Origin of the sequence: Streptomyces sp. NPDC060035 (assembly GCF_042736635.1) — a bacterium.
Lineage (GTDB): Bacteria > Actinomycetota > Actinomycetes > Streptomycetales > Streptomycetaceae > Streptomyces.
Window position 1 is genome coordinate 374,617 of record NZ_JBHWVO010000004.1, and the last position, 12,945, is coordinate 387,561.

Genomic DNA, 12,945 nt, shown 5'->3' on the forward strand with positions numbered 1-12,945 from the left:
CCTTCACCTGGCCCTGACCTGCAACGACGGACCCATCCATCACCCCAGACCCCACCCCGCGCCACGCGCTGCGCCTTTGGGCTTGCCAATGGCGCCATGATGGTGCCACTATTGCGTCATGGACCTCACGCCGTACGTCAACACACTCCGCAGGGAACTGGCGGTGGCCGCCGAAACCGGGGGTGACGAAGCCCGCGATCTCGCCGAGCGGCTGACCGCGCCGCTGGAGTCGGCCACCCGCCTGACCCTGCTCAATGTGCTGTCCGCCGCCATGGACGAGATCACCCGTGAACTCGCCCCCGGCTCGGTCGACGTACGGCTGCGCGGCCTCGACCCCGACTTCGTGGTGGTGCTTCCGCAGCACGAGGACCGGACCGACCCCCTCGACGCACCGGCGCCCGCACCGGCCCCGGTCCCCGCCCATACGGACGAGGGCGGCACCGCCCGCGTCAATCTGCGCCTGCCCGCCCACCTCAAGACCCGCGCCGAGGAAGCGGCGGGCAGCGAGGGCCTGTCGGTCAACGCATGGCTCGTACGCGTCGTTTCGGCCGCGGTCGACATAGGCGGCCCCATCACCCCCCGTACCCCCGAGAAGACCAGGACCACCGGCCAGAGCTTCACGGGCTGGGTGCGTTAACCAGGCCCTCGGATACGACGTCACCCACACCACGTCCCTCCGGCGGGGACGCTACGAACACCCAAGAGGACGGGACAGCCATGCCTTCTTTCGACACTCCCCAGCCGATCTCCGTCAACGCCCACGTGGACGCGGGATCCGTCCAGTTCGCCGCGGCCGACCGCGCCGACACCGTCGTGGACGTAGCTCCCCGCGATCCGGGGAAGGACCAGGACGTGCGGGCCGCCGAGCAGACCGAAGTCACCTACTCGGACGGCAAGCTGCACATCAGGACGCCCAAGCCCAACCTCTTCGGGCGTTCCGGCGCCGTCGACATCGACGTCGAACTGCCCGCGGGCTCCCAGGTGGAGGTGACCGGCGGGTGGGCCGAGGTGCGCGGCGAAGGTCGCCTCGGCGAGGTCCGTGTGAAGACCTCGTCGGGCGACGTCCGCCTCGACACAACCGGCCCGCTGCACCTGACCGCGTCCCATGGCTCGATCACCGTCGACCGGATCGAGGGCACGGCCGACATCACCACCAGCTCCGGCAGCGTGCGCGTCGGCACGGTCGACGGCCCCGCCGTCCTCAAGAACTCGCACGGCACCACGACCGTCGGCACCGCGACCGGCGACCTGCGGGTCAGCGGCGCCAACGGCGACATCATCATCGAGCGCGCCGAGAGCTCGGTCGCCGCCACCACCGCCCACGGCACCCTGCGCGTCGCCGAAGTCGCCCGCGGCACTGTCCAGTTGGAAACCAACTACGGTGCCATCGACGTCGGCATCCGCGAGGGCACCGCCGCCTGGCTCGACGTCAGCTCCCGCGCCGGGCAGGTGCGCAACTCGCTGGCCGAGTCCGAGAGCCCGGAGAAGTCCGAGGACACCGTCGAGGTCCGCGCCCGGACCCGCTGGGGCAACATCGAAGTGCACCGCGCTCGCGCCTGAGAGTCCACCTTTCACCCCACTCCAGCCAACGATCGGGAGGGCCCCATGCCTTCGTCTGTCATGCCCACATCCAGGAGCGGTAACGGCCAGGAGCCGTCCGTCGCCGTCTCCGCCGTCGGTCTGCGCAAGTCCTACGGCGACAAGCTCGTCCTCGACGGGATCGACCTGCGCATCCCGGCAGGCACCGTCTTCGCGCTGCTCGGGCCGAACGGCGCCGGCAAGACCACCGTCGTCAAGATCCTCTCCACGCTCATCTCCGCCGGCGCCGGCTCCGGCGAGATCCGCGTCGGCGGCCACGACCTGGCCGCCGACCCGCAGGCGGTCCGTGCCGCGATCGGCGTCACCGGGCAGTTCTCCGCCGTCGACGGCCTGATCACCGGCGAGGAGAACATGCTCCTCATGGCGGACCTGCACCACCTCTCCCGGAGCGAGGGCCTCCGCACCACCGCCGAACTGCTGGCGCGCTTCGACCTGGTGGAAGCCGCGAAGAAGCCCGCCTCCACCTACTCCGGCGGCATGAAGCGCCGCCTCGATCTCGCCATGACCCTGGTCGGCAACCCGCGGATCATCTTCCTCGACGAGCCCACCACCGGCCTCGACCCGCGCAGCCGCCACAACATGTGGGCCATCATCCGCGAGCTCGTCTCCGACGGCGTCACCGTCTTCCTCACCACCCAGTACCTGGAGGAGGCCGACGAACTCGCCGACCGCATCGCGGTGCTGAGCGACGGAAAGATCGCCGCCGAGGGCAGCGCCGACGAGCTGAAGCGACTCGTCCCGGGCGGGCACGTGCGGCTGCGGTTCTCCGACCCGGCCGCCTACCAGTCCGCCGCCACCGCGCTGCGCGAGGCGACCAGGGACGACGAGGCACTGTCGCTGCAGATCCCCAGTGGCGGCAGCCAGCGCGAGCTGCGCTCCATCCTCGACTGGCTGGACTCGGCCGACATCGAGGCCGACGAGCTCACCGTGCACACCCCCGACCTCGACGACGTCTTCTTCGCCCTGACCGGCGGAACCACCGTCCCCAACCAGTCCAAGGAGAACGTCCGATGAGTGCCCTCTCCCTCGCCGTCCGCGACTCGAACACGATGCTGCGCCGCAACCTCCTGCACGCGCGGCGCTATCCGTCCCTCACCCTGAACCTGCTGCTCACGCCGATCATGCTGCTGCTGCTCTTCGTCTACATCTTCGGCGACGTGATGAGCGCGGGCATCGGCGGCGCCGACCGCTCCGACTACATCGCGTATATCGTCCCGGGCCTCCTGCTGATGACCATCGGCAGCACCGTCATCGGGACCGCCGTGTCGGTCTCCAACGACATGACCGAGGGCATCATCGCCCGCTTCCGCACCATGGCGATCCACCGCGGTTCGGTGCTCGTCGGGCACGTCGTCGGCAGCGTGCTGCAGTCGATCATGAGCGTCGTCCTCGTGGGCGCCGTCGGCGTGGCCATCGGCTTCAGGTCCACGGACGCCAACGTCCTGGAATGGCTGGCGGCGTTCGGGCTGCTCGTGCTCTTCGCCATGGCACTCACCTGGATCGCGGTCGGCATGGGTCTCAGCAGCCCCAACGCCGAGGCCGCCAGCAACAACGCGATGCCGTTGATCCTGCTGCCGCTCCTGTCCAGCGCCTTCATCCCGGTCGACACGATGCCGGGCTGGTTCCAGCCGATCGCCGAGTACCAGCCGTTCACCCCGGCCATCGAGACGCTGCGCGGGCTGCTCCTCGGCAGCGAGATCGGCCACAACGGCTGGCTCGCGGTCGCCTGGTGCCTGGGTCTCGCGGTACTCGGCTACTTCTGGTCGACCTCGAAGTTCAACAACGACCCGACGTAACCGCCATGAGGGCGCGGGCCGCCTCCCGCAGCTCGTCCCGCCCCAGGGCGGCGTACTCCGACACCACGTCGGCGTACGCCGCCCTGGGGCATCCTCGGCCGCCCGCCGGGCCCGGACCCGCGGACATCGCCGGCCGGAACTCGCGCTGCACCCGAAGCCGTCCGGCCGGCAACCGCACCGCGGAGGCGTGGCCGGACGCGGGCAGCGTCGTAGCGAGCTCCGCACCCACCAACTCCTGCCGGTCAACCGCCGGGAACACCCCGCCCAAGGGCCGCTTCGTCCTGAGCGTGCGGTCGTGCCCGTCGCCCCCGCCAAAGGGAGCTGTTCATCAGCTGCGGTGGATCGTGATGTCTCCGTAGGAGGTCCGCGCCTTCACATCGATGGACTCCTCCGACGACATCGATTCCTCGGGCGACTCGGCGACACGCTCCAGCATGTTGTGCACCCGTCCATATCCAGTGGTCAGGTCCAGCCTCGCCGGGCGGCCCACACCGATGCCGATCTCCAGGTCACCGGTCGCGGTCTTGAGCACGACCGTGCCGCGGGTCACTTCCCCGACACGGATGCTGCCGTTGGAGGTCTTGGCGTCGGTCTTGAGACCCCATGCGTGGTCGACGGAGATGTCGCCGTTGGCGCTGCGGACGCGGACCTCGCCGTTTACCTTGCTGATCTCGGTGTTGCCGTTGGAGTTCTTGACCACGGCCGCGCCGTCGATTTCTCCGATACGGATCCGCCCCGTACCGGTGCTGACCTCGGCGTCGCCGTCGACTCGGCCCACGGTGACATGACCGCCCGACGTTTTCAGACGCAACGGACCGATGTGGTCGAGTTGGACGTGCCCGATGGATGTCTTGTACGTGCACTCTCCGAGGCGGCCGGAGCAGCGCAGGTCTCCCACTGATGCTTCGCCGCGCACGTGCGAGCCGATGGGTAGTACGACCGACACATCCACCGAGCGGGTCTTCCGGGAGAAGTCCATTGCCTGGGGCTTCGGGGTCTTGATCACCAGTACGCCGTCGGCGTATGCGACGCTCGCCTGCTGGGCGGCCTTCACGTCCGAGGCGTCGGTCTCGTCGGTCGGCCGTACCTCGACGACGGTGTCGGTCCGGTCCTCGGCGGTGACCCGCACGTCGCCGACACTGATCTCGATCGTCACAGAGATCGGTTTAGGGGTATCAAAAACAGGCATGGCTGTCCCTTCTGATGGGCGTCCCTGCGCGTCGGGACACGTGAGAGAGCGGTCGGGTCGGTTCAGCGCACCCAGGCGGTGCAGCGGTGCCGGCGTCGTTTGCCGCGCCGATCGGCGGTGCAGGGAGCGCGGTCCTGCTGCACCACGGCGGAGGCCGCCTGTCCCCACCTCGCGGCCGACGAACGCCCCTTCGCGGCCTGCGGCTTGCTCGATGGCCACCTTCGGTCGGTGCTCGGACATGCGCACGTTGATGCGTGCTGCGGCACCTTCCTCGGCGTTCGACGTGCGACGGTGGCATCACGACGACGTGCGGTTCGCGTCCACGGAAACGAACGTCGACGGAGCCTGGGGCGAGGTCTCGGTTGATTTCGTCCGCAGCGGCTACCGGCGCGTCGGACAACGTGAGTCGGATCGCCGGCTCCAGTCGCGCTACCGGCGCACCGACATCCTCACTGTCGATCCGAGCGAGCGCCGCGAACTCCCGCCCGAGTCTGTCCACGAGCGGATTGTACTGAGCCAGTGCCCCGACGTAGCCGAGAAGGGCGATCGCAACGCGCCCGGGGGCAGTGGCCAGGGTGTCGTCGCCGGCAGACCGCTCGAGAACAGAGGTTCGCCACGTACCCCGAGGGACTGCCCGAGAACACCCGTCCGTGCTGCGTACGCGCGGACGGGCATCAGCGCACCCGGTCCGCGCGCCGTTGAGCAGGTCGGGAACTCACCACGTGGCGGCCTCTTCGAGGACATCGTCCAGGTGGGACAGCACCGCCTTCGCCTCGCCCTCCGGTGATCGTGCGCGGCGGACCCACGCAAAATGTGGTTCACCGCGATGAAGGGCCATGGACCGTGCCACGACGATGCCCTCCTGCGCCATCACCGCCGGCGTCGCCACCGCGGCGGCGCACGTCGGCAGTTGGCCGGGCGCTCACGAACGGCGGCCGCGTCCGTCCGTGAAGGGGACCCGGTTCAGGTGTCCGGGCCGCCCGTTCGGCGACAAGCCGTGCCGCCTCCGACCGCGTGCGGTTCCAGAACCGGGGCGTCACGGTTACAGCCGCTGCGCCTGTTCGACGACGGCGGCCGTCACCTTCGGTCGCCGGGGCCAAGGGTGGTGAAGACGAATTGGGAGGTGAGGCCGAGACAGCGCTGCCCGTCGCAATCGGTGAAGCGGACCCTGCGCACTCACGAGCTCAGGCTGTACCGGGAGCGGCCCGACAAGAGAGGATCTGGTCTGTCGCACGCCTCATGAAGCAGCCTCCGAACGGTACTTGATGCGGCCCAGCACATCCCTCATGTCCGCCAGTAGCGCGGCCTCCTCGGCTCTGAGGTAGAAATGCCCACCGGGCAGCACCCGGAGCCGGAAGGCGTCGTGCGTCATGTCCGCCCAACCGCGCATCTGCTCCGGGGTCACCTCGGAATCGTCGTTACCGGTGTAGCCGTACACGGGGCAGTCGAGCGGAGGCCGGCGGCCACCGCGATAGTCGTCCACCGACCGGTAGTCCGCGCGGATCGCAGGGAGCAGGACCTCCCGCAGGTCAGGGTCCGCAAAGACCGGGGCACGGCTCCGGTCGAAGCGCAGGACATCCGCGACGATCTCCTCGTCCGTGCCGAAGAGTTGCCGCTGGCCGTTCAGCGCGTGCGGCGGACGTCTGCCGGACACGCACAAGGCGGCCGGCGGACACCCGCGTTCCTGGAAGCGCAGCGCCACCTCATGCGCCACCGAAGCCCCCATGCTGTGACCGAACAGCACCAGCCGATGCCGCGTCAGCTCGCCCAGCGCGTCGGCTATGTCATCCGCGAGGGCTTCCAGCCCGGACGGGAACGGATCGCCGAGCCGGTCGTCCCGGCCCGGGTACTGGACGGCGAGCACGCCGATATCCGAAGGCAGTCCCTGAGGCCAGGTGCGGTATGCGTTCGCCCAGCCGCCGGCATGGGGGAAGCAGACCAGTTTCGTCCCACATCTGTCGTCATCACGGAAGCGGCGTACCCACTGCTCCTCCGTCGGACTTCTCATCCCAGAATCCCCTTTCCGCACGCCGGACACATGGAGCGATCAGTGCGATCGGTGAAAATACCTAGGCGTATCCCGGCCTACCGGATATTCTTCGCGATCATGGAATTGTCCGGCGCCGCGCCCTCCGATGCCCGGAATATGGGCCCGCCCGGCCGAGCCTTGCTCCAAATCTCCGGTCGATCGCTACTTCTTCACACCGGAGATCTCCGCTCGGACGGTCCCGACGAGGCGGAGTCGGACCCGAAGGAATTGTCCGTGCAGTGCACGACGATACTCGACGGGCTCCGGACCTCGAACGTCCCGGGAAAGTCCGTGCACGTCCAGGAAGTCGGAATCGCGACGCCTGACGGCCGTCAACCGGCTCCGGGACCCTGGCCGTCGGCGGGGGGTGCGGACAGGGAGCAAACGCGGGCGGGACCGGATGTCACGGGCACAGCACCGGTCCCGCCTTTTGTCCTGCGGGCGTTCAGCGGATGGCGCCTCCGACCTCCGCGGGGATTGCGCGCTCGGTGTTATGCCCCGTACGCCGGGCGACGATCGAGTCGGCGATCTCGCCGCTTCGTACAGCGATGTTCGACAGCAGCGAGGAGGTCAGGCCGTGGGTGTGCTCGGTTCCACCCTGAAGGTAGATGCCGCACCGCATTTCAGGGGCTGTGACGACGCCGTAGTCCCGTTCCACCTGGTAGTTGCCCGCCTCGTCGCGCAGGCAGTGACGGTCGAGATCGCCGAGCAGTTTCGTGGGCTTCATCGTGTTGTACCCGGTCGCGCAGACGAGTGCGTCGAAGTCGAGTTCGCGCACCTCGCCGTCCGGCCCCACCTGCAGTGAGACGCGGGTCTCGGCGCCGGCGCGCTTCACACCGGTGACCCTCGTCAGATTGAGGAACTCAAGGCGTCTGACACCTCGTACGTCGTCGTCGTACGCCCGGCGGTACAGATCCCGGATCACCTCGTCGTCGACGACCGAGTAGTTCGTGTTGCGGTGGTACCGCCAGAACGCCTCCCGCGTCTGCTCGGTGCCGAAGTAGTAGTGGTCGACGGCCCCGGGGTCGAAGATCTGATTGGCGAAGGGGGTGTCGTCCGCGACGGAGTAGCCGTAGGACGGGATGACCGACACCACCTGGGCGTGCGGAAGCTCGTCGTACAGAAACCTGGTGATCTCGGCGGCGCTCTGGCCCGCACCGACCACCGCCACCCGACGCAGTTCCCCGGGGTTCATCCGGCGGTACTTCTCCAGGAACTCGGAGCTGTGCCATACCCGTTCGTCACTCTCGGTACCCTCGGGCATGCTCGGGACCAGGCCCGTCGAGATCACCACGTTCCGTGCCTCGACCACGCGGCTGACCCGGCCCGTGGCATCCGCCACCTCCAGCCGCAGACGGTCCGACTGCTCCGGAAGGGCGCCCTGCGGCAGCCGGATCGACGTCACTTCCGAGCCGTACTCGACGCGATCGGCCACCCGTGCCTGCGCCCACTCGAGGTACTGGTGGAACTCCTGGCGCGTGGGGAAGAAGTCCTGGTTGTTGACGAACTGCGGGAGCCGCCCCGACGCGTGCAGGAACGAGATGAAGCTGAAACTCGACGTCGGATTGCGGAAGGTGACCAGGTCCTTGACAAAGGATATCTGCATGGTCGCCGACGGCAACAGCATGTTGCGGTGCCAGCCGAAGGAGGACTGGCGCTCCAAGAAGAGTGCGCTGACCTCATTCTCCAGACCATTCGCCCGGTACTCTTCCAGGGCGATGGCGAGCGACAGGTTTGACGGACCGAACCCAATGCCGACCACATCGTAGATCTCGTGTTCACGATCACTCATAGAAGATTCTCCCGCTGGCATGGCTGTGCGATGCGCTATTCGCATCTTCGACCGGCAATCTTCCGCTCCAGGAAGTACCCACGTCCGGGCGGGCTTGAATTTCCATCGGCCGCGCCGCCAACGTAGACCGGCACGATGAACCATTCAAGACCGCCGGACTCGGCCGACGCGCAAGGATCTGTCGGCGCATCCGTGGGGCCGTTCATTCGCGTCCCGCCGGCGGGACACGAATACACACGTAAGGTCTCCCCCGTGCCACCTGCCGGCTTGTGCTTGCCGCGCTGCCACAGCCGAACGGAGACACCGAAGGGGATGGAGACCCGACGTTCCGTTTCCCCTCATTGTCACGAGGCAGACGGAATGTGGAATGGCCGACCTGACGGGCCGGATTCCCCTGGCTCTGCCGGTGAACAACGGATCGTCGGCTGACGGCCCGTTCGCCCCTGCCTGCCCGTCATTCAGAATCCCGGGACGACCGCGGAATGGAATGACGATCTCCGGAGCCCTTCTTCTCCTGGCCCCACCCCGAGCGCCTCGGCAGCCGACGCCGGGGAGGACGCTCGGTGTACCTCCTGCCGAACGGCACGACGGAGCCGGTGCCCGGTTCAGGTGCCCCGGAGTGGCCGGCCGTAGCGGTGGCGGACCGGGCGCCCGGGCCTGGGCGAGGTGTCGTGTACGAGCAGCGACGTGGTGGCCCAGCACGTCCGCCGGTGGGCGCGATGGTGCTGAAGTACCGCCCACTGGCGTCGCCGCAGGCCGACCAGGCCCGATCGGCGGTGCTCGACGGCCTGCGCCGGGAGTTCTCGGTGCTGCATTCCACGCCCGCGGCCCAGTCCCTCCGCGGCCGCCCGGCGGGAGTTCTTGCGGTTGCCCAGAGCAGCATCCGCCCCCACCCCTAACCCGGCGGGATGACGACCCCGAGTACGCCACCTGGCAGCCTGGCTGGACGGCGTCCCCGACCACCATCGCCCCCGGCCGGGCGAGACCGCCGTGAGCCTCCGCCGCAGGCCGCCGGCTCGCCCGACACCCCCCACCATCGACGCGGTCCTCGTCTCCCCAGCAACCCGAATCCGCGAAACCTGGACCATGGGCGCCCAGGAACTCCCGATCCCCCGAACCCACTTCGGCGAACAGCTCTGCGGCGAAGGCCTCGACGCCATCCGGGCAGTCCTACCCCGCAGACACCGCGGCTGAGCGACGGACGACGCTCAGAGGACTTCGCCGTCCTTCGTCCTCTTGCGCAGGGCCGGCCTGCTCGACTGGGCGAGGTCCTTCCACATGTCCGACAAACCGGTGATGGTGCGCGCCGCGAACAACGTGCGGATGGACACCTCTTGGTTCAGCTCCGCCCTGATCAGGCCGACCAGCCTGATCGCCCGCAGCGAGTTGCCACCGATGTCGAAGAAGTCCTCGTCGATGCCCACCCGGTCCAGCCCGAGCACGTCGGCGAACGCCTCGGCCAGAACCCGCTCGGTGCGGTTGCGCGGTGCCCGGTACGTCCCGTCACCGAACTCGGGCTCCGGCAGCGACGCCCGGTCCACCCTCCCGTTGGCCGTCACCGGCAGACGTTCCAGCACCACGAACGCCGACGGCACCATGAACTCCGGCAGCCGCCCCGCGGCGAACCGGCCCAGCTCCTCACCCGACAGGCCGGCCCGGAGGTCAAGGGTGCCTGCGCCGTCGGCGACCCGACTGCCCACCGGGACCACATAGGCCACCAGCCGCTGCTGCCCGGAGTCGTCCTTACCGGCCACCACCACGGACTGTGCCAGCCCGGGGTGCTCGGACAGCACCTCTTCGACCTCGGCCGACTCGACCCGGACACCACGTACGTGCGCCTGGGCGTCGGCCCGGCCCACGTACTCGAGCCGGCCACCGGCACCCCACCGCACCCGGTCACCGGTCCGGTACATGAGAGCGCCGGCCGGACCGAACGGACACGGCACGAACCGCTCCGCGGTCTGCCCGGGTCGCCCGGGATAGCCACGCGTCACGCCGGGCCCGGCCACATACAGCTCTCCGGTCACACCGACGGGGACCGGCGCCAACCCGGGCCCCAGCGCATAGAGGGCGGTGTTGTCCATCGGGCGGCCGAACACGCCTGCGTGGTGCACCGGTTCGTCCGCAGCCAGGCGGTGGGACGCGGCGAACACGGTCGCTTCCGTCGGACCGTGACCGTTGACGATCGTCAGCTCGGGGCAGGCCTCCCGCACCCGTCGGACCGCGGCCTCGGACACGCGGTCTCCACCGGTCCACACCTCGCGCAACCCGGCAACGCACTCGGGACGTTCTGCCGCGATCGCCGAGAACAGGCCCGCGGGCAGCCACACCGTGGAGATCTGGTTCGCTGCTCGCAGCTCGGGCAGCGCATCGACGTCCAGCTCCCCCGGAGGAGCCACGACCACCCGGCCGCCGTTCAGCAGAGGCACCCAGACTTCGAGGGCGAGCGCATCGGAGGTGTGCGGCGCGTGCCACAGAACGGTGCTGTGGCCGCCTTCCCGCCAGTGGCGGTCCATGACGAACCGCTCCATGTTCCGGTGTGTCACAGCGACGCCCGTAGCCGCACCGGTCGATCCAGAGCCGTACATCACGGCCAGCAGGTTGTCCTGATGCGACGGGAACGGAACCTCCCGCACCCCGTCGCTGTCGTCGTCGGCGTCCGACCGGAGGTCGTCGAACAGAATCGCCGGCACGTCCAGAGCGGCGGAGAGCGCTCCGGCTGTCACCGCGTCGGTGAGCAGTGCGCGCACCGAGGAATCGCTGACCACCGGCCTGATCCGCTCCACCGGGAAGGCCGGGTCGATCGGCAGGTAGGCTCCGCCCGCCTTCACCACTCCCAGCAGGGCGACGACCAGATCCACCGATCGAGGCAGCGCCACCGCCACGACCGTCTCGGGTCCGACCTGCCGACGTCGCAACGCCTCGGCCAGGCGGCTCGACCGCTCATCCAGCTCCCGGTACGAGACCGCCGAGTCCCCGGACACCACCGCGACGGCGTCGGGAGCCCGCTCCACCTGGCGGGCGAACAACTCCGGAACCGTCAACTCCGGCACCGGCACCCGTGTGTCGTTCGGCGCCGTCAGCACCCGGTCCCGCTCGACACCGCTCACCACGTCCAGCGCACCGACCGGCTGCTCATGGGCGGCTACCACGGCACGGATGTACTCGATCAGCTCCGCGCCGATGAAGCGCAGCTCCGCGCGGGAGTACAGGCCCGCCGGGGCGTCGAGCCGGACGAACAAGTCGCTGTCGGCGCTCCCGTCGGTGCAGACGCCGATCGACAGTTCGTCGAAGACCCCGGTCGTCGCGGGGAAGTAGCGCGCCGGGTGGTCGGCGAAGTGGAGTTGCTCCACGAACTCGACGACGTTCATGACGGCACCGAAACTGCCGCGACCGCTCAGGACGGTTCCGCTCGCGCGCTGGATGTCCGAGTAGTGGCAGTCGGTGTGACCGAAGATCTCGTACGTCTCGTCGACCACCGCGTCGGCGATCTCGGTGAAGGTCGCACTGAGCGGAACCCCCACGCGCACCGGCACCACGTTCACCGCCAGACCGGGCGTCCTGCTCGCCACCCCGACCCGATTGCCCACGGCCAGCGAGAGGAGGAACTCCGGACGATCGCAGCGGTGCCGGAAGAACACCGCCGCGGCCGCGGTCACCAGCGACGACATCCACACACCCATGGACTTCGCGGCCTCGGTCCACGCGTCCGCCTCGGCACGCGGAACGGTCAGCGTCCGGCTCACCATGCCGATGGCGTCGGCCACCTCCGACCAGCGGTCGGCACTGCTCATCGGTTCCAGGAGCGCGGACCGCATCGAGTCGGACAGGACGACGCGCGGAGCCTGTGCGGGTGCGGGCGCATCCTTCAGGTAGTCGCGCCAGAACTCCGTGTCGTCGGTGAACTTCTGGGAGGCGAGGTATTCCGTCCCCTCGTTCGCGAACGACTCGGCATCCCACGGGTGCGTCAACTCCGCTACCTCAGCCCCCCGCACCAGCGCCGTGTACACCTCGGCGAGGCGTCGGGACAGCAGGCCACCCGCGCCGTACCCGTCCGATATGAGGTGGTGGTAGGCGAGCACCACGAGAGAGCGGGCCGCCCCGAGTCTGACCACACCCAGCCGGAACAGCAGATCCCGCTCCAGGTCGAACGGCTGCCGCACCATGTCGGCCAGCGCTTCGCGCGCCGCCTGCTCGGGATCGGCCTCGGCGCCGAGATCCAGGAAGAACGGCCGCCAGTCCCCCAGTTCCCGGGGCACGAGCCGCAGTCCGCTGCCGTCGTCGACGAAGTTGACGCGCAGCACTTCCGCCTCGCCCATCACATGCAGGAACGCGGATTCCATGACCGCCGCATCCAGCTCACCGTCCACATCCCACATGGTCAGCGCGTGGTTCAGCGCATCGGGAGACATTTTCTGCGCCAGCCACAACCCTTTGTGCGCAGACGACGCACCGAAGGAACCCACACGGATCAACCCCTCAACAAACAGGCCCGGGAACAGGAGGAATTCACAGATCACCTCCACCCTCACGGAAGTGA

At 69.0% G+C, this 12,945-nt stretch carries 10 protein-coding genes; 6 read left to right on the forward strand and 4 right to left on the reverse strand.

All coding sequences use genetic code 11. The features are described from left to right. The first annotated feature begins 118 nt into the window (after positions 1–118). The 4 genes from ACFWBQ_RS08885 to ACFWBQ_RS08900 all read left to right on the forward strand — a co-directional run bounded on the left by ACFWBQ_RS08885 (position 119) and on the right by ACFWBQ_RS08900 (position 3,395). Positions 119–637, forward strand: coding sequence for a hypothetical protein (locus ACFWBQ_RS08885; protein WP_385485636.1), 519 nt, complete (start codon positions 119–121; stop codon positions 635–637). An 80-nt stretch (positions 638–717) separates the two neighbouring features. Further along, positions 718–1,560: a DUF4097 domain-containing protein gene (locus tag ACFWBQ_RS08890; RefSeq protein ID WP_385485638.1), complete on the forward strand. Its 843-nt coding sequence runs from the start codon at positions 718–720 to the stop codon at positions 1,558–1,560. Between the two features lie 60 nt (positions 1,561–1,620). Further along, positions 1,621–2,613 (forward strand): ATP-binding cassette domain-containing protein, encoded by a 993-nt coding sequence (locus ACFWBQ_RS08895; RefSeq protein ID WP_385485754.1) that lies wholly within the window; start codon positions 1,621–1,623, stop codon positions 2,611–2,613. Beyond that, a complete protein-coding gene (locus ACFWBQ_RS08900; RefSeq protein WP_385485640.1) occupies positions 2,610–3,395 on the forward strand; it encodes an ABC transporter permease in 786 nt (261 codons plus the stop codon). The genes ACFWBQ_RS08895 and ACFWBQ_RS08900 overlap by 4 nt, the downstream gene beginning before the upstream one ends. Before the next feature lie 328 nt (positions 3,396–3,723). Here the strand turns inward: ACFWBQ_RS08900 and ACFWBQ_RS08905 are convergent, their stop codons facing one another. Continuing rightward, the gene (locus ACFWBQ_RS08905; RefSeq protein WP_385485642.1) at positions 3,724–4,551 is read right to left on the reverse strand and encodes a DUF4097 domain-containing protein; all 828 of its coding nucleotides are present in this window, start codon (positions 4,549–4,551) and stop codon (positions 3,724–3,726) included. A gap of 271 nt (positions 4,552–4,822) precedes the next feature. Here ACFWBQ_RS08905 and ACFWBQ_RS08910 point away from each other — a divergent pair, with 271 nt between their 5' ends. Continuing rightward, complete coding sequence (locus ACFWBQ_RS08910) at positions 4,823–5,371, forward strand: hypothetical protein (RefSeq protein ID WP_385485644.1); 549 nt, start codon at positions 4,823–4,825, stop codon at positions 5,369–5,371. Positions 5,372–5,821: 450 nt separating this feature from the next. Here ACFWBQ_RS08910 and ACFWBQ_RS08915 read toward each other — a convergent pair whose 3' ends face one another. Together ACFWBQ_RS08915 and ACFWBQ_RS08920 are read right to left on the reverse strand one after the other, a co-directional pair. Next, the gene (locus ACFWBQ_RS08915) at positions 5,822–6,592 is read right to left on the reverse strand and encodes a thioesterase II family protein (protein ID WP_385485646.1); all 771 of its coding nucleotides are present in this window, start codon (positions 6,590–6,592) and stop codon (positions 5,822–5,824) included. A gap of 466 nt (positions 6,593–7,058) precedes the next feature. Further along, positions 7,059–8,405, reverse strand: coding sequence for a lysine N(6)-hydroxylase/L-ornithine N(5)-oxygenase family protein (locus ACFWBQ_RS08920; RefSeq protein ID WP_385485648.1), 1,347 nt, complete (start codon positions 8,403–8,405; stop codon positions 7,059–7,061). A gap of 671 nt (positions 8,406–9,076) precedes the next feature. Here ACFWBQ_RS08920 and ACFWBQ_RS08925 point away from each other — a divergent pair. After that, positions 9,077–9,304, forward strand: a complete 228-nt coding sequence (locus tag ACFWBQ_RS08925; RefSeq protein ID WP_385485650.1) for a hypothetical protein — start codon at positions 9,077–9,079, stop codon at positions 9,302–9,304. A 309-nt stretch (positions 9,305–9,613) separates the two neighbouring features. On the opposite strand, the gene ACFWBQ_RS08930 is transcribed toward ACFWBQ_RS08925, so the two are convergent. Continuing rightward, positions 9,614–12,937, reverse strand: coding sequence for an amino acid adenylation domain-containing protein (locus ACFWBQ_RS08930; RefSeq protein WP_385485652.1), 3,324 nt, complete (start codon positions 12,935–12,937; stop codon positions 9,614–9,616). Positions 12,938–12,945 lie beyond the last annotated feature (8 nt).